This window comes from Pleomorphovibrio marinus (assembly GCF_003347495.1).
GTDB lineage: Bacteria > Bacteroidota > Bacteroidia > Cytophagales > Cyclobacteriaceae > Pleomorphovibrio > Pleomorphovibrio marinus.
In genome coordinates, this window is sequence record NZ_QCXY01000015.1 from 11409 (window position 1) to 35873 (window position 24465).

At 48.2% G+C, this 24465-nt stretch carries 5 protein-coding genes; 4 read left to right on the forward strand and 1 reads right to left on the reverse strand.

Features of this window, described 5'->3' with window-relative positions:
- The first annotated feature begins 81 nt into the window (after positions 1-81).
- The 3 genes from DB520_RS25025 to DB520_RS25035 all read left to right on the forward strand — a co-directional run bounded on the left by DB520_RS25025 (position 82) and on the right by DB520_RS25035 (position 20949).
- Positions 82-18471: a PKD domain-containing protein gene (locus DB520_RS25025; RefSeq protein ID WP_114752532.1), complete on the forward strand. Its 18390-nt coding sequence runs from the start codon at positions 82-84 to the stop codon at positions 18469-18471.
- Positions 18472-18758: 287 nt separating this feature from the next.
- Positions 18759-19619 (forward strand): UDP-N-acetylmuramate dehydrogenase, encoded by an 861-nt coding sequence (gene murB, locus DB520_RS25030; protein WP_114752533.1) that lies wholly within the window; start codon positions 18759-18761, stop codon positions 19617-19619.
- A gap of 25 nt (positions 19620-19644) precedes the next feature.
- On the forward strand, positions 19645-20949 hold the full coding sequence (locus tag DB520_RS25035) for an oligosaccharide flippase family protein (RefSeq protein ID WP_114752534.1): 1305 nt from the start codon (positions 19645-19647) through the stop codon (positions 20947-20949).
- A 271-nt stretch (positions 20950-21220) separates the two neighbouring features.
- On the opposite strand, the gene DB520_RS25040 is transcribed toward DB520_RS25035, so the two are convergent.
- Positions 21221-22603 (reverse strand): undecaprenyl-phosphate glucose phosphotransferase, encoded by a 1383-nt coding sequence (locus DB520_RS25040; RefSeq protein WP_114752535.1) that lies wholly within the window; start codon positions 22601-22603, stop codon positions 21221-21223.
- 324 nt (positions 22604-22927) lie between these two features.
- On the opposite strand from DB520_RS25040, the gene DB520_RS25045 reads away from it, so the two are divergent.
- The gene (locus DB520_RS25045) at positions 22928-24316 is read left to right on the forward strand and encodes an undecaprenyl-phosphate glucose phosphotransferase (protein ID WP_114752536.1); all 1389 of its coding nucleotides are present in this window, start codon (positions 22928-22930) and stop codon (positions 24314-24316) included.
- Positions 24317-24465 lie beyond the last annotated feature (149 nt).

Sequence of the window (24465 nt, forward strand, 5' to 3'; positions counted from 1 at the left end):
TTTAACAAGCAATAGGGGTATAATTGATTCTTAAAATTTTACAATTCATTAGTTACATTCTTTTGGTAAATCATTGTTCAGATGAAACATCTTTATGCGTTCAAAGTGTTGGGTCTGATGCTGGCTTTTTGGTTTTTGGCATCAGGCAACGTAGGCTTATCCTATTCCAACCCCGATAGGGCAGTACCGCCTTATCCGGAAAAAAGCAAAGACCTCGAAAACACCAGGGTCAAATCCCTTGGTTATGAGGTTTTCAGGAATTTATCGGCATGGGAACCCCCGTGCTCCCCACTCAGTCCCTTGGATTGCGAGGCCCTCGACGTAGGGCTGCCCATCCAATTGGCATTTGCCACGAGCAGCGGAGGGCTATCGGAGTCAGGCTTCCCCATGGTAATGGCCCCCAGTGCTCCACTGAGCCCGCCGAGCAATCCCGACGTACCCGGACATGAACCCTCACTGATCTCCAAGACCGGTGCGGGTTTGTCCATTACTAGTACCAAAGGATTATTTTTTAGTCAACCTAGCGGTACCCCGGTGTCAAGTCTGAACACAAATTCCCAGGTTAACGCCTTGGGCGCAGGTTTTCAGCCTGGATCAAAGGTTTACAACATTTCACTTACGCTCCAAAATCCCACCTTCTCTGTAAGTTCCGGCAGCAACTCGCAACAAGCCGGAATATGGATGGGGCTGGACGAAGACCACGTAGCTAAATTGGTAGTGGTCAAGAATGGAACTTCCAATCAACGAAGGATTCAACTTCATGTGGAAAACCTAAGTGCCTCTACTGCTCAAACGGCACTTCAAGAAATCAACTCCCCCAATATTGCTGAGGCTACCCAGGATCTGAGGCTCCGGTTGGAGGTGGATCCCCTGGCCCTTACGGTTAAGGGGTATTATGCCTTAGGCACGGGAGAAGAGGTGCTTGTACAGGAATCCGGCATTAGCTTTTTGCCTGTTCCGGCATTTTTCTTTGATGGGCAGTCCCCCGGCACTGGAGTGGCTGACCTCATGTATGCAGGTTTATTTGCCAGCCACAGAAATGCGGCAGAGAACCAACCTATTACAGTACTTTTCAATGCGTTTTCCGTGGAGGAACTTCCAGACCCTGATCAAGTCACCGCACCCGTACGATTTAATATCAACGGATCAGATTATGATAAGGATGGAGAAATGTTTTCGGCCGAAAACACCCTGTATTTGGTGGAAAACCAGCCTACACAGGTGAGTGCAACACCACCTGCCCAAAGTGATTACAACATTGACGGGCATGAGCCCCTTTACAATACCAGAAGATTTGGAGAGGAATTCGGCTATCGGTTCCCTATAGACAACGGCACCTATACGGTAGTCCTGCACATGATGGAAAATTTCCATACTGCAACCGGGGCAAGGGTGTTTGACATCCTCTTGGAAGGACAAGTGGTGGAGGATGACTTGGATTTGGCTGCTGCCTATGGTAGGGGCTTTTTGGCGTTAAAGAGCTATGAGGTGGAAATCTCCGATGGGGAGCTGAACCTTCAATTTTTGGCTTCCGAAAACAATGCCATCCTGCAGGCACTTGAAATTTTGCCGGCCGCGGATCCGGGAACTCCAAGTTCCCAAAGCGATATTCTTACTTTTGCTATAGATGGGCAACTGGGTGATGCCAGCATAGACGCCTCCAACCAATCCGTACTGATTTCCATGCCATCCGGCACAGATGTCAGTGAATTGGTGGCAAATTTCACCCTTTCTACGGCAGCAGGTATAGCTCCTGATCCCTCTGCGGCATTGGACTACTCTTCTCCGGTGGCCTTCACAGTGACTGCGGAAGATGGCAGTACACAGACTTGGACGGTGACGGTGGAAGTGGCCCAGGCACCTGTCTTTGGAGCCAAGTTCAACTTTCAAAATAATCCTTCGCAAACAGCGGTTCCTGAGGGGTATATTGCGGATTTCGGCAAAAACTTCGGGAACAGCTCATTGAGCTTTGAAGGTCAGGGGTATGCTTATGGCTGGAAGCTGAAAAGCAACGGACAACCCATAGATGTTTCTCACGAAGCCTCCAATAACGGTTCTGGCGCCACTGCAGGTGCTGGAAGGAACCGCTTGGGTTCAGGCTATGCCTCCGCCAGTACCCAGCAAAAACTGGAAGGGACCCTGATGCATTTCCAGGGAGACAACGTCATGAACAACACAGGTGGCACCCAAAGCTGGGCCGGCCAACCCAGAGGTAATGAGTTGATCTGGGAACTTGAGGTGCCCAATGGCGTCTACGAAGTTACCTTGGGACTCGGTGATAAAGACACCAACAATGTGGATAGCCGATACAGCGCCACGCTGGAAGGCATCACCATCATCCCTGCATTTGTGCCTACCCCCGGAGAAGTGAGGGTGGCCAGTATGGTGGTGGAAGTTTCCGATGGAGCCTTGACCATGACAGGTGTAGGAGGTTTTAACTCCAAAATCACCCATCTGGAGATCCAGGCCAGCAATGAGGCCCCAGAAAGCGGACAGCCATTGACGTTTGAACCACAGGAACTGCTCACTTATCTGGCTCCGGGAGCGCAGGGAGTTGCCATCAGCAACCTTAGCGGCGAGGGAGCTACAGAACTGGGTATCGTTATCGAGGATGTAGTAAATGCTGCGGACAAAAATTTAACCGGCAGCAACGAGTGGCTATCTCTTCCCGCATCCATCGCTTTGGGTGATGTGGAGTTGGGCAAGACAGCGGCAGGGTTGGCTCTTGGGGAAACCAAGAACAACACGGTGATTGCCACTGCTAAAGGATTTTTCCCGGCCTTGTTACAGGTTGGTCTGGAAGTGGGTACTCCACCGAGTGATGAAAAGAACATTACGGCATTTACCCTAAGTGGAATAGATGCACAAGTGGATATAGACGAGGCAAATTTTGCCATTGAGGTTCTCGTACCATTGGGTACGGATGTTAGCAGCTTGATCGCCGTCTTTGAACTCTCCGAACAAGCAAGTATCAGCCCTGACCCAAGCACTGCCCTGGATTACACTGACCCTGTAGTGTTTACCGTGACAGCCGCCGATGGCTCTCAACAGGAGTGGACGGTAACGGTGGTTTCCGAGGAGCTGGACCCTTGCTCTCCATTGAGTTTGCTGGATTGTAATGATATACCAAAAGCACTGCCACTCAATCTGACCTTTGATGGCAGTCAGGGTGGTTTGGTGGATGCCAATGGCATAGGTACCGGTTTTACCATGGTGGATCCGCATTCTGAAGCCAGGCTTACGGAGGATTTGCCCATCACTTATCCAAACGTGATTGGCTATGAACCTTCCAAGCTAGCTATCAATGGCGGAAATTTGGTCATTACAGCCACCAAGGGAATTGCTTACTTGGAACCTAGCGAGAGTGCAAATACCAATACCCAGGTGAACTCATTGGGGGTGGGTATCCAGGAATTAAGCCAACCATTCAGCATAGAAACAAAACTGCTGAACATAAATACCGGAGGAAGTGCTGCACAGGCAGGAATCTGGTTTGGTATTGACGAGGACAATTTTGTGAAAATCAATGTCAATGCCAACAATGTGGAGATCCGGAAAGAGGTGGGGGCAGTTTCCCTAAACGGAAACGACAGCCCCGACCATATTCAGGTTAACAACGTAGGGGTGAACGGAAACGATGTTCGGTTAAGGATGGATATAGATCCTATTGCCATGACCATCAAGGGCTTCTATGCCGTGGGTAACGGGGAATGGGTACAAGTCACTAAATCCGGACTTTCTGAGTTTACGCTTCCCAATGTTTACTTGCAAGGCAGGACTTTTGGGGAGGATATCTCCGCGAGTTTTGCAGGGGTTTATGCTACTTACCGAAATGGATCAGTATTTAACGCCACTTTTGATTACTTTGAAGTCATCCAAGAAGTACCGGAGTTGGCATTGACATTCAGTTCCCCAACCCTTTCTTTTACTGGGGAGGAAGGTCAGCCCATAGCTGCTCAGACGGTAACCTTGTCCGCAAGTACAGGCACTCCTAGCATCACTCTTTCCGACGATCCTGATTCCGCAGAGTGGCTCATACTACCTGGGAATCCAGAATTGGGTGAACTTAGTTTCGGTATTGTGGAAGGGCTACCTGCGGGTAGCTACAGCACCACGGTGTTTGGCATAGACCAACCCGACCTGGGCTATTCCAATGCGGAGTTGACAGTTCAGTTGCTCATTTCCCCGGCCTCTACAGGCCCTGTGGATCCAGATTTTGAATGGAATATCAATTTCTCTGACCCCGGTAGTGCCGCACCAGCCAATTACGAAAAAGACAGTGGCGATCCCTTTGGGAACAGAGGTAATGGATGGGTTTATGGATGGTTGGACGACGTTACGGATGCTCCTGCTGACCTTACCCTCAACGGTAGGAACAGGGAATTGTCTGGCGTGAGCCTATTACGCAATACCCTGATCCATATGCAGTACGGGAAGATTTCTACCAACGCTGCAATGGGTTACCTTCCCGATGCCAAATGGGAAATTGAAGTTCCCAATGGCTTTTACCAGGTCACCGTAGAGGTGGGCGACCCCAACGTGGACGGTTCACAGTCGGATGTTCCCTCTCATACCATTTTGGTAGAGGGAGTTTCGGCCATTAGCGGTTTTGTGCCATCAGGTACCGATGGCTCCGATACCAGGTTCACCTCTGCCACTGTTATAGCAAATGTGGCGGATGGTAGGTTGACCCTGAGTCCTTCCGGAGGGCATAATACCAAGATCAGCAGTGTTCAGATCAAAGCAGTGGAAGGCGGCGTTCAGGTGCCTAAGGTACTTGGGGTCAATCCCGAAGATGGGGCCGTCAATGTATCGGTAAATACCAGCATTTCTGCAAACAACCTGTTTTTGCCTAACCCGGATGGGAATGGCCTAACCAGCGTGGACAACACTACCATCACCAACAGCACGGTAAGGCTGTTTAAAGAGGGTAGCAACACCCAGGTGCCTGCTACTGTAAACGGTACTGGAGGTGGAGACGCCATCAGTTTGGTTCCCACCTTACCTTTGGAAGCCAATACCACCTATGTGTTTGAAGTAGAAGGTGTAAAAGATCTGGCAGGGGAGACTTTTGAGTTTTTCACCTCCAGCTTTACCACTGGCATGGGTGGAAGCACTGGTCCTACCACGGATTTGGATAATGTGTCCTTTACCCGACATGGTACGGTAGCAAGTGGGGCAAAATACACCACGGTCACTATAGGCCCTGATGGAAAGCTCTATGGCTTGCAGATTGGTGGAAACATAGACCGCTGGACCATCAACGCTGATGGGACACTTTCCAACAAAGAAACCCTTTCTGCATGGAAATCTGCATATGGTAATCGTTCAGCGGTTGGCTTGGAGTTTTCTCCAACCTCCACAGCTGGTAACCTTATCGCTTTTGTCACCCACAATTCTGCGGGCTTGAGCAATGCGCCTGACTGGGATGGAAAGCTATCCAGGCTTACTGGCGCCAATCTGGAGAATGAGGAGCTTTTGGTGACCAATCTTCCAAGATCCACCAGGGACCACCTTACCAACAGTATCGCCTTTAAACCCGGAGAGCCCAATGTGTTGTATTTCAACCAAGGCAGCAACAGCGCCGGAGGTGCACCTGACGGACCCTGGGGTAATCGGCCAGAAAGCTTATTGTCTGCAGCCACGCTTATGCTTGATTTGAATAAGCTGCCCCAGACCCTGCCTATAGATGCGGAAACGACTAGAAATATAGATGCCATTAAAGCCGCGGATGTAAATTCCCCAACCTTGGATGGAAAATACAATCCTTATTTTGTAGATGCACCTTTGACCCTATATGCCACGGGGGTGAGGAACGCCTACGATTTGGTATGGCATACCAATGGCCAATTATACATCCCCACCAATGGTACTGCTGGAGGAAGCAATTCTCCCGCGTCCATAGATGGGATGAGAAGGCCTGACGGCACTTTCTATAACCATTCTGACCCGAATTACCCTGTGATTCCGGCGGTCAACAATGCCAATGTGCAGCGGGACTTCCTGTTCCGGGTGAACCCCGGAGAGGGTATTCCTTATTTCGGGCACCCCAATCCCTTCAGGGGAGAATTTGTACATAACCGAGGTCAAATCGACGTCAGCAATGCGGCCTATAATGGGGTGCAACCTGATATCAACTATAGGGGTTTTGCCTTTGACTTCGAGTTTAACAAATCCGCTAACGGGGTAATCGAGTATAAGAGTGATGCCGAAAATGGCAACCTGAAAGGAGCCCTTTTGGTGACCAGATACAGTGGTGGAAGTGATATTATTGCCTTGGTGCCCGACGGCCCCAATGGAGATGTGCTTACTTCCAAGGTAGGCATACCAGGCTTCACCGGTTTCTCTGATCCTTTGGATCTTATCGAGGACGTCAACACCGGAAACCTCTATGTGTCTGATTACGGCAGCAGCACTATCGTATTGCTCAGGCCCAGCAATCAGGCCTCGCCAACTCCTCAGATCAATTTGGCTCAGGACAATGTGGTCCTTGATGCAGTGGTAACCAACACGGTTTCTAGGGAGCTGTTGATTTCCAACCTTGGAAATGCCAACCTTTCCAATATCAGTGTCAGCATCACAGGTGCGGATGCCAGTTTGTTTGAGGTGGTGAACCTTCCTGAGAACATTGCCCCACAAAACTCCGCTTCATTCCAGGTGACCTTCACCCCGGGTAATGCTGGGCCGAAAAATGCACAATTGTCAATCTCCGGCACAGGTGCACAGTCGGTAAACATAGCGTTGAAAGGGCTGGGTAAAACCGGTACAGGAGGAAGCAATGAGCCTTCCCTGCAATGGATCCTGGATACGTATTTTGGAACGGGTGCCATTGATGTGGGAGACCAAAACCCTGCCACTAACGTGTTGGATTTGGGTGGAGGACAATCCTACAATAACTTGTTGGGAGATGAATTGGATATTCAGCAATTTCAGCGTGCATCTGATGGTCCTGTGACCATGGAGGTGATCGGTGTTTTCGGTCCCGAGGCCAACAATCCTATAGTTGCCTTTGGCTATTACGAAAGTGGGGTTCCCACGGCCATGCAAGAGGTATTTACCGTGCAGAATAATGTGCCCGGCAACGGTCAGACCATGAATCCTGTCATTACCGGATCTTTGGAATTTGACCCTGGCGCTGGAAGCTTCGGGTTCTTTAGCAGATGGCCATTCTTTAACAACCGGGTGCTTTACGGTGAACATGCGTTGAACACCTTTACCGGAGCCATTCCTCGTCATGTAAGGGTATATGCTGTTCCTGGAGAGAATGATGCCTATATCATCGCATTTGAGGAACATATTTCCGGCTTTGATTATCAGGATGTGATCGTATTGGCAAGAAACCTGATGCCCACTATGGAAGAGGGTGCTGGATGCAGCCCTATCAGTTTATTGCCATGCGATCAACTGGAGGTGGCCTTGCCTTACAGCCTTTCCTTTAATGGTGCTGAGGGTGGTCTAGCCAATACCGGGTTTACCATGGTGGACAATCCATCTGCCAGGCTGGAGATAGATGGACCTACTACCTATCCATCTGTTCCAGGTTTTGAGCCAAACAGGCTGAGCTTCTCTAATGGCAACTTAATCATCAATGCTGCCAACGGAATTGCCTTCAGGACAAATGGCACCACAAATACTACCAGCACGGAGGTGAACTCACAGATCAATACCCTAGGTGCCGGGATTAATGTAGGGGCCACCGGGAATTTCAGTATAACTACCACTGTGGTAAATCCCTATTCGGATGGTTCCGACAATTCCGAGCAAGCTGGTATTTGGTTTGGCTTGAACGAAGACAACTTCGTGAAACTGGCCGTGGCCAATGGCGGTAAGCTGGAAATAATGAGGGAAATAAATGCCCTTGCTCCGAATGATATCGAAAACAACATCCAGGTTGCCAATGTGAGCGGCCTGCATAACAGTGCAGTTACCCTTAGGCTATACGTGGATGTGGAGAATAACCTTCTTATCGGTTATTACTCCCTGAACAACGGTGCTGAGGTAGAACTGGGTTCCGTGGCCCTACCTGCTGTATATGTTAATGGAAATCTTGCCTATGGTAACCTGAGTTTTGCGGGTATTTATACCTCCAAGCGAAGGGAGCTGCAGGCAGATGTTAATTATACCTTCACCAATTTTGCAATCACCCCTGAGCAGGTGGTTGATCCTGGTTTCGAATCCTTGAAAATCAACTTCTCCAGGGCTCAGGACAATGCTCCTTCGGGATGGTTGACGGATGCAGGAGCGGCCTATGGTGTAAGGGACAACGGAGAGACCTATGGATGGGTGAATTCCCAGACGCAGGCACCGCTTAACCTAGCAGCTAATACCCGAAACAGGGAATTGGCCAATGTGAGCTTGTTGTTGAATACCCTCAACCATATGCAATTCGGTGATGTGGGTGGTACCAATGGGGTGAATACGCAGGGATCATGGGAAATCGCAGTGCCTAACGGCACCTATGAAGTGACCGTGTATGTAGGTGACCCTGCGGTGGATACCCAAGAGGGCACCATTCCTTCACACAATGTAAATGTGGAAGGCGTCAATGCAGTAAATGCCTTTGTACCCACGGGCACCGCAGGTGCGGCTACCCGAATGACTACAGGCACTGTCACTGTGGTAGTGGCAGATGGAAAACTGACACTGGATGCCATAGGTGGGTTCAATACCAAGATTCAGGCAGTGGAGATTACAAGGACTTCAGAGACCATCGTGCCATTCTTCACGAATGTGACTCCTGCCAACAATGCCACCAATGTCTCCTTGAATGATTTCCAAATCAATGTGGAAATCCTTACGCCTTCCGGTTACGAATTGCTGGGAAGTACACTTGCCGGAAACGTAAACCTCTATGAGGTTACTCCGGGTGGTGAGGTAGTGGTTCCAAGTAACTCCAATGATACCGCCGGAGGTGATGCCATTACGCTCACCCCGCTGGAAACCTTGAAGGAAAGCACAGAATATGTGTTCCGTATTGAAAATGTGGAAGCCAATAAGGTGGGAGATGTGGACGACAGATTGGCATTCTTGCCCTTCGTGTCCAGGTTTACCACAGGGCTGCTTGCAGATATCCCGATCCCGATCAGGGATTTGGGTGGAGTAGAATTCACCAAGGTATTGGGTGGACCTGCCCTTGGGAACGGTACTGCCAATGAGCGATTTACCAGTCTGGCTATAGGCCCGGATGGCAAACTTTATGGTAGCACCATTGGGGATTTCCAGAGCGACGGTAAAATCCACCGTTGGGATATTGCCGAAGACGGTACCTTGACGAACCTGGAGGTATTGAGCCCGAATCTTACCGGCTCTCCCCATCCAGTGACCGGCGTACCTGCCAGCAATAACCGATTGATCGTTGGGTTTGTATTTGCTCCGGAAGCAACTGCAAATAACTTAGTGGCCTATGTCACGCACAGTGCAGCCTCCCTGACCAATGGTCCTGAGTGGGATGGCAAGCTGACTAAACTTAGCGGGCCAAACCTGAGTGTGGTAGAAGATGTGATCATCCACCTGCCCAGGTCCACTAAAGATCACTTGACCAATAGCATCATCTTCGATGAGGCAGGCATGATGTATATCAGCCAGGGTAGTAATTCTGCCGGTGGGGATCCTGATCCGGCCTGGAACAACCGACCTGAGCGCCTGCTTTCTGCGGCTGTGTTGAAGTTGGACTTGAACAAACTGCCCTCCAATCTACCCTTGAGCGTGCATACCACGGATAATATATCCGTGATCAATGCGGCTCCTTCGGCTGGACTCACCATGAGTGATGGTACGTATAACCCTTATGCCAGCAACTCCCCGTTGACTATTTATGCCACCGGTGTGAGAAATGCATATGACATGTTGTGGCATAGTAACGGTTGGATGTATGTGCCCACGAATGGTACGGCAGGAAACAATACCAACTCCCCGAATTCCCCTGGTACTGCCAATTACCCACTGGCAAGAAGGATAGATGGTTTGACCAGCATTCCTCCTGCACCTGCCCTTATTGGCGGTGAGACCCAGAAGGACTGGATGTTTAAGACCAAGGGAGGGACTTATCACGGGCATCCTAACCCCTACAGAGGCGAGTTTATCCTCAACCATGGCGGCATGCCTTACAGTGGCATACCCGGTCAGGTGGAGGCTTCCCATAGGGATGTGGCCAAGTACCCCATTAACCTGGGGCCTGATCCGAACTATTCAAGACCTGCCTATGACTTTGGCAACAACAAGTCGCCAAATGGGGTGATCGAGTATAAGAGTGATGCCTTCAATGGCAAGCTTCAAGGCTTGATCATGGTAGTGAGGTTTAGTGGACAAAATGACTTGTTAGTGATGGATCCATCCAACAATGGAGATATTGCTGAGGTATATAACACGATCCCAGGTCTTCAGGGATTTGATGATCCCCTGGATGTGGTGGAAGACCCACGTACAGGCAACATCTATATTTCCGAATACGACAGGGACAACAACGGTACGCCAAGGCTTACCTTGCTAAGGGCGGCCATACCGGCCACCCCTCAGCCTGACCTTGTGGCTGCACCTGAAGAACTGATTTTTGAGACCATAGTGGATTTCCACAGCTCAGGGGCAGGTTCCAGAACGGACGTGCAGGAAGTAACGGTGACCAATGAAGGGCTATCGGCGATCACCATCAACGGTGTGAGCATTGCGGGGCCATTTGCCGGTCAATTTGCCGGAGTGAGCCCAAATACTGCCAGCACCTTGGAACCAGGACAATCTTTGACTTACACAGTGACTTACGCTCCTGCGGTCAATAACAGTAACCTGGGTTACCAAGAAGCAGTATTGGTGTTGAATACCGATATGCCTAACCAGCCTACCCTTGAAATAGGACTCCATGCCCTGAAAAAGCAAGGCTTTGAAGGCGGTAAGGAACCTACGCTCGATGCGGTGGTGAAAACGCTTGGCATAGGCATCAACGTGGGATGGACTGGACTTACCTCTAATATAAATCCTTCCCCAATGGGCGAGGAAGTGGAGGTGCAGCAATGGGTGAAGGCCGGCCCTGGTCAGGTGAATATCATTCCTGTGGGTAGGTACTCTCCAGCGGAAAGCCTTCCATTCGGTTACTACACCCTTAGTGAGGGAAATGTAATCCTACATGAGGTAGGTGTACTGGCAGACGGTATTCTAAATGCCCAAACCTTGTACCCACCCATTGCAGAAGGGAATGACTTCTTTGATCCTCAAAACGGTATTTTCGGTATCTACGTGAAATCCGAGACCTTTAATAGGGTGAATTATACCCAGGATAGCCTGAACACCGGAGGCGTGGCCAGAAGGGTGAGGACCTATCCGATGAAGGACCGTCAGGGTAACTTGATTGAGAACAGCTACCTGGTCAACTTTGAGGATGCCACTAATGGGGATTACCAGGATTACATGTTTATCATTGACAATGTGATTCCCTATGAGGACGGTACCCTACGTTTGACCTTTGAACCTGCTTTCGCCAATGTGACTACCTCTGTGAATGAGGAAGGTGCGGTGACCCAGCAGGTGGTGTTGAATGCCGTAGGTGGTGTTACAGAGGATGAAGTGACATTGAGTGCTTCAGATCCAAGGGTGACCTTACCGGAAAGTTGGACCTTTGGAACGCCGTTCGAAATCAGTTTTGATAAGAGCGGATCCGGAGTTGGCAACAATAGGCTGGTGATCAGTGCTACTGCAGAAAACTACGTTCCGGGAGAATTCGTGTTCAACGTGACTGTGACCTCTGAGGCTGCTTTTGTGTACCAATTCAACTTCCAGGATGCAAATGCACTAGCTGCTTCTCCAGCAGGATGGATCGATGATGTAGGAAATGCCTTCGGGGAGAAAAATACCCACTTAGGTTTCTTGAACTATGGATGGGTGTTACCCAATACGACTTCACCTGCCAGTGCGGTTGCAAACGGCCGTAGCCGTATCACGGCTACCAATACGGATCCATTACTCCACACCTTTACTATCATTGGTCACAGGACTGCCGCTACCTACCCCTTGAGGGACTGGGTGGTGAATGTGCCCAATGGACTTTATAATGTGAATATCAGTGTGGGTGACGTAGATTTTACGGATAGCTATCATAAGTTGGATGTGAATGGGGTTACCATCATCGACTTCAACCAGCAGAGTATCAACCCCGACAACTTGGTGTTCTTTGAGGATACCGGATTGGTGGAGGTAACCGATGGTACCCTGAGGCTATCCTTGGGATCCGGGGGAGTAAACGCCAAGCCTAATTACATACGCCTGGCGCCGATCAACCTCGAAGAGCAGCCGCCAGTAGTGACTGCAAGCTTTGAAGGATTGCAATTCAGTGAGGATGTGTACAGGGGTGGAATCAGCATAGGCTTAAATGCCGAAGATGCCAGCCAGAGTGGAAGCATCACTAAACTGGTGTATAGTATCAATGGAGGTGCGTTTATTGACTACACGGGTCCGTTTGAAATCAGCGAGCCTGGAGCGTACACCGTGGTGGTGGAAGCCCAGGATGGTTTTGGCAACGTGGCTTTCCGTACCTATAATTTCACCATTGAAGAGCCTTCTGGAGCGGTATTGAGGATGGACAACATGGCCAAAATCCCTGGTACCAATCGTGGTTTCCCTGCCGAGGATTACTATACTTTCAACAGGATGCACAATGTTGGTAACACGGGAGCACGATTCCACGATACCAACGTGATGAGGATTACCAATGAAGGTACGGAGGACATGGTGATCGATAATATGAGCATTTCCGATCCCAATAGGTTCACCTTTACCCTGTTGCCAGAGTCCGGACCCCAAACGTTACCTGTGGTGATTCCTGCAGGGCAGTTTAAGGAGATCCTGTTCACCTTTACCGCTAATAATCAGAGCAATAAGATACTGATGAGAGAGACCTTTCAAATCGTGTCCAATGCGGATAACGGTGGGGTGATTACAGCAATACTGCATGGAGCTAACGCTTCTGCACCAGAAGGGAACAATGAGATTGATGCTCAACAGGTAAATGATGTGTTTGGATTCACCACCAACATGCGTTCTATTGTGAACGATGATGGTACCATCACTCCTCCAAACCCAATGCCTACGCGTCCAAGTTCTAACTTCCCAGTGATGGAGAACATAGATGCAGGTTACGAGGGAGATATGATCTTCTCTGCCAATTTTGTGCAGGCAGATCCTACTAAGCCTGTGCTTGGTCTGCAATTGGCTGCCCTTCATGGACCGGGTTCTAACGGTGCCAGGTTCGTTCAAGTGAATGGCACTGGCACAGTAGGAGGCATCAACTTCTCCCACGGTGCGGAATGGTACCAGTCCTTGCTGCCAAAAGCATCCAATAATGTCACACTTACCGCGGATATTGCAAATTCCATCAATCAGCCGTTCAGGATTGCCATCGCAAACTACCTGTCCAGCGGTGGAAACAACATCAACGGTGACCGACCTGATCTTTTGGGATTGCGGGTGTACAAGGCGATCGACCGCAATGGCGTGGTGATTCCTAATGAATATATTGTGGTACAGGACTTTATTGGAGGTGGATGTGGTGCAGGTTCGGCCAATTGTGATTGGAACGACAACACCTTCTACTTTATCAATATACGTCCTGAGGCGGTGCCAACGGCACAAGATATACCATCGGTAAATGTTATCCAGGATCAGCTATTTGAGTTTGATTTCGGGGCATTCTTTGACAAGGCTTATCCTGGCAACCAATTGAGGTTTGAGGCCAGCCTAGCCAACGGAGCTGCCCTTCCCAACTGGATGAGTGTAGATGCAGTGGGTAACTTGAGGGGTACTGCTCCAATGACCGCGGCGAATGCTTATGAGGTCACCATCTCGGCTACGGACCTGAACGGTCTTGAGGTTTCCTCAACCTTGGTAATGAATGTGACCAAAGGGCCCGAGGTAAGTATCACTGCGGATGTAAGTGAAGGAAGAGCACCATTGAGTGTGAACTTTAGTGGTACGGCTACCACTGAGGTGGAAGGTCCGTTGAACTACGAATGGTCATTCGGTGATGGAGCCTCAGGTTCCGAAGCCAATGTAGCTCATACCTTCGCTGAGGAAGGAGAGTACCAAGTGATCTTGAAGGTAACTGATAATCTGGGCTTGTCCGGTGCAGATACCTTGATCATTAATGTGCTGCCCGATATTGGACCTATTGCCAGGCCTTTGGCAGACATTCAGGGTGGCTTGTTGCCCTTGACGGTACAGTTTGACGGTTCCCAGTCCGATTCCGATGTGACGCTTGTTGCCTTTGATTGGGATTTTGGAGACGGAACTACCGCCACAGGCATGAATCCAAGCCATACATACACTAGTGCGGGTAACTTCACAGTGACCCTCACCGTGACGGATGCCAACGACCTGAGCGCAAGCAGTACCTTGGCAATTTTGGCTAGGGAAAACCAATTGCCGGTGGCAGTAGCGGAGGCCACTTCTACAGTGGGTGTGGCGCCGTTACTAGTTAGCTTTAGTGGTGAAAATAGTACCGATGACACCGGTATAGTAGCCTATCTATGGGATTTTGGAAATGGAAATACCTCTACTGAGGCCAACCCATCCTTTACCTTCCAAGAGGTAGGCACCTATGAAGTCACCCTTACCGTGACCGATGATGACGGTGCACAGAGCACTTCGGTGATCAGCATAGAAGTGACAGACGGTCCTGATTTCGAACTGAGGATCAATGCCGGTGGTCCTGAACTGACCTATGATGGCAAATTGTGGTTGGCTGATCAGTTCTTTGTGGGAGGCAAGTCCTACATCAATGGCAGTGCCCAGGTACCAGCCTTGTTCCAGACAGAACGAAGTGCCAACCCTCCGGTATTTGGTTACGAGATACCAGTGCCTAATGGTGATTACCAGGTGATCATGCACTTTGCGGAAATCTACTGGGGAGCCACAGGTGGTGGTCCGGGTGGAAACGCGGGGCAGCGTATATTCGATGTGAGCCTTAACGGGAACCTGGTATTGGATAACTTTGATATCAACGCTGAGGTGGGTCCACAGACCATGGTAACTAAAACCTTTGAGGTGCAGGTGACCAATGGTGTGATCAACATGGACTTCTCTGCACTCGCAGCAGTAGGTGGGGTTAACGAACCCAAGATATCGGCCTTCGAGATTCTGGGAGTAACCCAGGGTGGACAACCCGATGTGGGGTACAGCCTGTACCTAAATACAGGAAGTGACAGTGATGTAAGCTATGAGGGCAAGACCTTTATTGGTGACATCGGCCTAGCCCCCTACTATGATGTGGACCACGTCTACACCAATGCGAATGCCAGCAACGAACCGCTGTTCCAGTCCGAAAGGGGCTCCACAGCAAACTTGCTGACCTTAAACCTTGCCTTGCCCGTTCCGAACGGAAACTATAGGGTAAGCACCTACCACAATGAATTGTACTGGGGTAAGGTGGCCGGTCAGCCAGCTGCGGCAGGCACCAGGGTCTTCGATATCATCATCCAGGGCAACACGGTGAAGCAGAACTTCGACATCTTTGTGGAAGGCAGCAACAACCCGACGAAGTTTACCTTTGAGAATATCGTGGTGAGTGATGGGGTGCTGAACATCAGCATGCCTGCAAGTGCCAATAGACCGAGTATATCCGGGTTGGCTATAGAGCAGCTCGTGGAGCAGACGCCAAACGAGGCACCTGTGGCCGTGGCGAGTGTTAGCCCCGAGTCAGGCGTGACAATAGGGATGCAGGTTCAGTTTACAGGCAGCAATTCCACGGATGACAAGGGAATCGTAAGTTATGTCTGGAACTTTGGAGACGGCAACGGATCCAATGAAATAGATCCTGTTCACAGCTATGCTGAAGAAGGCACTTATACAGTGACCTTGACGGTGACCGATGAAGAAGGGATTTCAAATGCTACTACGCTAGCCGTAGTTGTCAATGCCCCTAGTTCCGGAGCTGCGGATACAGCTATCTACCTGAATACCGGTACCAATGTATCGGCTTTCTTTGAGGGCAAGACATTTGTAGGAGACGAAAGCACTGACCCTGTGTATTTCAATCAAACCAATAAGTTTAATGATGTAGGTTTGATCGATGAAGCCCTGTTCCAAACCTCCAGAACCATTCCCAATAGAAGTGATGAGGTGCTTACTTATAGTGTACCTGTACCAAATGGCAGCTACAGGGTAAGTACCTACCACATCGAAAGGAGATTTGGGGTATTGGTGGATGGAGTACCGGGCAGAAGGGTCTTTGACATCAGCCTACAGGGTATTGTGGTAAAATCCGGCCTTGACCTCTTTGTTGAAGCAGGGATTGCTCCACAGAAACTGGTGTTTGAAAATGTGGAAGTGGAAAATGGTGTCCTGGAGATCAGCATGGCGGCCAGTTCGGACAGGCCTACCATATCGGCAATAGCCATAGAGGGAGCAAACGTGGTAGCCAAGACGCCTATAGCCAGTTTCTCCTATGAGCCTAGTGATTACGTGGAGGCAGGAACCCTTGTGGAATTCAGCAGTGAATCCTCTTCAGGGCCTATCGCCACCTATAACTGGGATTTTGGAGACGGCAGCCAATCCACGGAGGCAAATCCGAACCATACCTTTGCAGGCAGTGGCAGCTACTTGGTGACCCTCACAGTTACCTCCCAAGAAGGCTTTATGGATAAAATGATCCTTCCAATAGAGGTATTCGAGGCACTAAATCCTGCTAATCTGGCCATGTACATCAATACGGGCAGCAACCTTAACACGGTATTTGAAGGCAAGGAATTTGTGGGAGACATCAATTTCGCCCCTGTAATTTTCAACCAGACAAATACCTTTAATGACGGGGCCTTAAGCCAAGTACCGATGTACCAAAGCTCCAGGACTGTTCCGAACGGAAGTGGAGCCTCCCTGACTTACAATATTCCGGTGCCCAACGGGGTTTATGTAGTGAGTACTTACCACATAGAGCGCAGGTTTGGTGTATTAGTTCCAGGATCACCGGGCAGAAGGGTGTTCAACATTAGCCTTCAGGGCAACGTGGTGAAATCCCAGGTGGACTTGTTTGCGGAAGCGGGCATAGATCCCATGAAACTGGTATTTGAGAATGTGGAAGTTACTAATGGCCTATTGGAGATCAGTATGGCATCTATAAATGATAGGCCCACCATATCTGGAATAGCCATAGAGGGACTCAATGTAGCGAACCTAATGCCAAGGGCCGTGGCCACCTTTGAGCCGAGTGACTTTGTGGATACCGAAACGCAAGTACAGTTTACCGGAAGCAACTCCGAAGGGGATATAGTAAGCTACGAATGGGAATTTGGGGATGGTACTACTTCTACGGAAGCCAATCCTACCCATATTTACCCTACAGCTGGGACATACACGGTGAAACTTAAGGTAAGTTCTGCACAAGGTTTTGAGGACATCAGCATCTTCTCTATAGAAGTGTTCGAATCGATCAACCCTGCGAACTTCGCAATGTACCTGAATACAGGCAGTGCAGCAAACACCGTCTATGAAGGCAAGGAGTATGTGGGCGATTTAAGTACCCCGGCTACCTACTTCAATCAGACTAACACCTTCACTGATCCTGACCTAAGTTCTGAACTGTTGCTTCAAAGCTCCAGGACAGTGCCAAACAGGACCTCTGAGAGCCTTGTTTACGAAATCCCGGTACCAAACGGCACTTATACCGTAAGCACTATCCATATAGAGCGAAGGTTTGGAGTGATAGTGGCCGGGGAGCCTGGTAGAAGGGTATTTGATATCGTCCTTCAGGGCCAGTTGGTGAAACCGAACCTGGATTTGTTTGCTGAGGTAGGAATTGTCCCCTTGAAGTTAACCTTTGAGGAGGTAGAGGTGACAAATGGCCTGCTGGTCTTGAGTATGACAGCAAGTAAGGACAGGCCCACCATCTCCGGTATCGCCATAGAAGGCAGCAATATTGCCGGAGGAATGGGCAGTGTAGGGGCAAGGATGCTTCAGGGTGAACAACAGCCAATGGTAATGGCTTCTCCGCTGGAAGGAGATGGGCCGCTCGAGGTAAGCTTCTATGGAGACCTGCTCGGACAGGCCGGGGACAAGCTGGCTTACCAGTGGAACTTCGGTGACGGCATCAGCTCCACTTCCGTGAACCCGATACACACCTACGAGCAGCCCGGCATCTACAACGTCAATGTGACGGTGAGCCGAGGCAGGGAAGTGGTGAGCAGGGAATCCCTGCAGATCAGGGTGAATGCGGCAGCCTTACCGGGTACGATTCCAGAAAAAGCAAGCATCAAGCTCTATCCGAACCCCGCCCAGGTACAGGTAACCCTGAAAGTGGAACATCCAAGTGCCTTGATGGAGGAGATACGGATCTTTGATCTTAGAGGCAGGCTGGTATCCACCTATGTCCCTGAAAACGAGCAAAGGGGCAGGGTATATGAAATCCCTGTCAGTCACCTGGCTGCAGGCGTGTACTTCGTGACCACCATCACGGATACAGGTGCAAGGGACATGCAGCGCCTGATCATCGTAAAATAATAAAGTTGTTAAATCATATCTATAAAAAGGGAGCCGGGTTTCTGGCTCCCTTTTTTTATGTTTGCCGAACAGTCTCCTACCATAAACGTTCTTCCCCAAAATTTCCTACCATTGACTGGCCTGCCTTATGGAATAACTATTTTTTCCAAAAAACGGACTTCACAGTATTCCCCAAAAGCTTCCAGAAAGGGATTTTAGCTCCCACATGGATCAAACAATTTTTACACCTTGCATGAAAAGTGGCAAAATGAATTTACCTTTGCACTTTAATCTATGAAATCATCCGAATGAAGGTATTTCCGCATTTTGACTTGACGGAGTATAACTCGTACAAAATTCAGTCCCATTGCAGGCAGGCTGTTTTTCCGGAATCCGAACAGGATTTGATCGAAGTTTACCAAAAGCATGGGGAAAACATCGTCCTTTTGGGCAGCGGCCATAATGTGATTTTGTCCAAACCCTACTATGAGGAGACGTTTGTGATATTCAACGGAAACTTCAGTAAAGTGGAAGTGGATGAGTCCAGCGCTTCCCTTGAAGCAGAGTCCGGGGCGTCCATGCTTGCCTTAAGTGAGTTGGCTTTGGAACATGGACTAAGTGGGCTGGAAATTTTTTATGACATTCCCAGCTCCTTGGGCGGTGCCGTGGTGATGAATGCCGGGGCAAGTGGAGAGGAGATCAAAGACGTGCTGGTAAGGGTGCGCTATCTGGATCTGGAGGACATGCAAATAAAGACCATAGAAAAATCCGAAATAGGCTTTGAATATAGAAACAGTTTCTTTCAACGAAATCGGGACAAATTGGTATTATCAACCCTCCTGCAACTAAAAAAGGGGAATCGAGACTGCATCAGGGAAAAAATGGAAACCATCAAAGCCCAGCGCTGGGCCAAGCAGCCCAAGGATTTTCCCAATGCAGGAAGTGTGTTTAAGAGGCCTAAGGGTTATTTTGTGGGCGCTATCATGGATGAACTGAAATTGAAGGGCTATACGGTGGGAGGAGCAAAGGTCTCCGAAAAACACGGAGGCTTTATCATCAATCATGACAATGCCCAAGGAAAGGATATTTTAGGCATCATTGACCATGTGCAGCAGAAAGTGAAGGAAAGGTATGGGTTCTTTTTGGAGGTGGAACAGCGGGTGATTTGATGTACAGCCCGATACAAGTGAGGTTATGAAAGGTTTTCTGGATGATTTGTTGAGTGTGGTCTTTAGCAAGGCAGGGATCATCACCTTTGGTTTGCTGAAGTCCGTCATACTGGCAAGGTGGCTGGGGCCTGAACTCAATGGTACCATAGCTTCCCTTATTGTTTTCCCAAGCTTATTTATGGCCATCGGTTCCTTGGGCATACGGCAGTCCACCGCCTATTTTGTGGGTAAGGGCATATATCCGGAGGCGGAAATCAAAAGGTCGGTGGTGCAAATTTGGATGCTGAGCACGGTGCTAAGCTTGTTCACCTGCTTTGTGCTGATTCGTTATTTTTCAACTTCTGGAGACAATATGACCCTTGTGGTTCTGGCCATTTCTCCCATACCTTTCTCCTTGTTTAACACTTATAATTCCGGCTATTTCTTGGGCAAAAACCAAATCAAGAAATTCAACAAAGTAAATTGGATTCCTCCTTTGATATCCCTGTTGGGAGCCTTGCTATTGGTGGTGGTATTGGATTTGTCTATCATAGGAGCCATGTTTTCCATGATATTTGGGCCGTTCTTCATGTCACTCATTATGCTCAGGTCTAATGGGTTTATAAATGGATTTTCATTCAGGGTAGAAATTAAAGTGATTAAGTCCCTTTTGTCCCTTGGTGTGATTTACGCAATTGCCTTGTTGATGATGAACCTAAATTATAAAGTGGATATTATCTTGCTCAATAGGCTTTCCTCCGATTATGAGACAGGCATCTATTCCAAAGGATCGGGATTGATCCAGCATCTTTGGCAAATCCCCATGATGCTGAGCACCATTATTTTTGCAAGGAGTGCCACCTCCAAAAACAGCTACGCCTTCTCCCTGTCCGTGGTTAAACTGTTGAGGATATCCATCATTGCCATCGGGCTCGCCAGTTTGGTAATGGCCATTGGAGCGGAGTGGCTGATCCAGCTCCTTTTTGGAGAGGCCTTTATCCCTAGTGCATCTGTGTTGATGTACCTTCTGCCGGGGGTACTGCTACTTACTTTTTACAAAGTATTAAACATGGACATGGCGGGAAGGGGGAAACCCTGGATTTCCTTGAAGTCTATGGTTCCGGCCCTGATTGTCAACGTCATCTTGAATATTTGGTTAATTCCAGGTATGGGGGCCAACGGTGCTGCGATTGCATCCACAATCAGCTATTCCCTGGCAGCACTGATATTTCTTTGGGTCTATTCCTTGGAAGTGGGTATTCCCATACGGGAGATATTGCATTTCAAGTCCTCGGATTTCAAATTCATAAAAGACATTCAAAAAAAACGGAAGGCAAATATCCAGTCGTGATAAAACAATCGCCGGATTAGGGACAGAGGAACTTTGTGACTGAGAGACAGAGGGAAGGTGCTTGTTCGGGATTTGGTCGTTCTCCGAAAGGTTTTTGATTCACCTGCCTCTAGCAGGTTGGCGTACATAGGGAATCTAAGTAAACGGAAGTTTTTTGATTTGGGACTTTTGCTTATTTCTCAGAATTAGGACTGGGAGCCCGGAATTTTAGAGAGGACCGCTTCTGATCCGGGGAGTTTATTCGAAAAACCTCCAAGGTTTGAAAACCTAACTAAAACGCTTTTTCGTGTACTTTTTTGCTGAACACGGTAAGAAAGATGATCTTGAAATCTAACCAAAGGGACCAGTTTTCCAAGTACCAGAGGTCGTGCCGGGTGCGCTGCTGCCGTTGTTCCTCTGTTTCGGTAGGACCTCTCCATCCGTTTACCTGTGCCCATCCCGTGATACCGGGCTTAAGGTAATGTCGGATCATGTATCCGGGCACTTCCTTTTGCATGCGTTCGTTGAGATGGCTTCTATGTGGCCTAGGCCCTACTACAGACATGTCCCCTATCAGCACATTAAAGAATTGGGGGAGTTCATCCAGGCTGTATTTGCGCAGGAATTTCCCGAATTCCGTGATTCTGGGGTCATTCTTTGTGGTGGAATTATACCCGTTATAGATGTCGTCGCATTGGTACATGGTCCGGAACTTAAACACCTTGATGGCTTTTCCAGACCTCCCTACCCGAATAGGAGCATAAATCAACGGACCTGGACTTTCCCTTTTGATCCGATACGCAATCCAGGCAACCACCGGCATCAATACGATAAGTGCACCCAGGGAAAAAAGAATATCGAAAGCCCTTTTGAAAAAAGAGGCATAGATTTCATCCAAGGATATCTGTCGCATATTGAGTACATCCAAGTCACCGTATCTGGTCATTTTGAACCTTCCCCCAAACAGGCCTTCATAATCGGGTATATACTTGACCCTAATACCATGGTAATCGGCTGCTTGGGTTACCTTTTTTATTTTTTTGGAGGAATTGTAGGGCAAGGCAATGATTACTTCATCCAGATCATATTCGCTGATTAGTTGGTTGATCTCTTGAAGGCTTCCGATGATATGTTGCGATTTTACCTCTAGGTGTTCCTCTTCATCATAAATAAAGCCCAGGATCTGGTAGCCGAAATCTTTGTTCTGTTGGAAATAACAGTCTATTTTACTGGCTAAGCTCCCCACCCCCACAATTGCTGTTTTACGGATATTGAGTCCTTTTTTCCTCAAGTTGCTGATCAGGTGGATGATGATCAGGTTCCCCCCTAGGTTAACGATGGGAAAACCCACAATAAAGGCAGTCACCACATCCCTTTCATAATCCGGGATATTGATAAAGAGATATGAGATGGACAAACAACCCAATAATATGAAATAGGATTTCAGGTAATTGACCATCCTGAACTTAAAGCTGTTGTGCAGGTGTATAAGATAAAGTTTTCTCCAATACCCGATTACAATCCACATCAGCACTAATCCGCTTAACACGGTAATTTCTAGTTTTTCAATCCTGGAATGGCTAAACAATAGATTAGAAACAATGAAACAGGCCACCAGGACCAGTAAATCTACCGTGAAATAAAGGGAGGCCAGTTGTTGATCTGATTTGGTCATTACCCGAAAAGGCAATTATTAGGTTGGTGAAGTGATTAACTGCTTACAAATATATCCTTTTACAAGTTATAAAATAGGTTTCACATTAATTTTTATGTATTATATCCTACACAGAAAAAAGGGTCCTTCCCAAAAAAACCAAAAGGGTATTAATATCATAAAAATTATATATAAAACAGAATTAGTCATAAAAAACTTTATTCTTAGAAAGATAATTCTTCATTTATTAGTTCGTCAATAAGTATTTTTCATTAAATTGCTGATTGTAAACTAACTTTGTGGATCAAAATTGAATGATTCCGTAGAAAAAGTATCACCGACTTTATGAACAAATCAGACCAGCATTTGGCGCTCCTGTACAAAACGGTAGATGTACTTGTTTTTGCGATTTGCTTCTTTTGGGTGAGGACTAGCTTTGGGGAAAGCGCAACATTAAGCAAATATGACTTCGGCGTATTTTTGCTTTTTTTGGTCATTTGGCAGTTGATTGGTTACAGGAATAAGCTTTATTTCATTCACTTGCACAACAACCATTACTTTAGGTTCAGAAACTTGCTGAATAGCCATTTTATGTTTATGGTGGGCATCTCCATGCTGGTACTTTTATTTGATTTCCCAGCATTTACCAGAGAAGTTGTTGGCGGAATATTGGGGGCTAATGTAATAGCATCCCTTTTGGGTAATACCGGGCTTTCCATTTTGATACGATATAATAGAAAAAGGGGTGGAAACGCAAGAAAGGTGCTGATTGTGGGTTTAGGTAAGCCTGCGAGGAAGATGGCTGAATATTACAAGGAAAATCCGGAGCTTGGGTATCAGGTGTTGGGTTTCGTTTCTCCTAAGAAAACTACTTCTAATAAACAGGGAAATTTCAAGGTGTTGGGCTGCGTAAAAGACCTGGGCAACGTAATCATCAGCTTGGGAGTGCAGGAACTTATCCTTTCTCTTCCCATGGAAAAGCATAAGGTGATTCAAGAAGTGGTTGGTATCGCAGACTTTTACGGCCTTAGACTAAAATATGTGGATAGTTTTGGGGGCTTACAGGGCATCTCCTATAAATCGGCAAGATATGGTGACAATTACTATTTAAGCATGCGGCAAATTTCCCTTGACCAATTATATATGGCATGGGCAAAGCGGTGCTTCGATGTGGTTTTTGCCTCTGTGCTTTTGGTGTTGGGAACTCCACTGATGCTTCTGATAGCAGTGGGCATCAAACTTGAAAGCAGAGGGCCTGTGATGTACTGTCCCCGTCGAATAGGCCAATATGGGAAGGCCTTCCGACTTTATAAGTTCAGGAGCATGTATGAAAATGACGATAGCACCGCGGGGGTTTTTTCTACCCGGAAAAATGACCCAAGGGTCACCCCATTTGGAAAATTCCTTCGGAAATATAGTTTGGACGAACTTCCTCAGTTTTTCAATGTGCTTCAGGGCAATATGTCCGTAGTAGGTCCCCGGCCACACAGAAAGGTGCTGGAGGAGCAATTTCAGGCTTCGGTGAGCAATTACAAGCTCCGGCAATTTGTGAAGCCGGGCATCACGGGATGGGCACAGGTCAATGGCTGGAGGGGACCCACAGAAACCTCCGAGCAGAAGGAACAAAGAACAGCGCATGACCTTTGGTACATCCATCACTGGTCGGTGGCCCTAGATATCAAAATCATCTATTTAACCGCTTTCGGCAAGAAAACACACGAGATGGCTTTTTAACCTGCACAAAATCCAAAGATTCACCATCTTATATTCTGCCTATTACTTTTGATTTTGGGTTGTTTGCCTTAGTTTTGCCCTCGAATTTCATTATTCCTCAAAACTCAAAATAGGCATTAGTTAAAGTTTTTTATTCATTTTCAAACTGT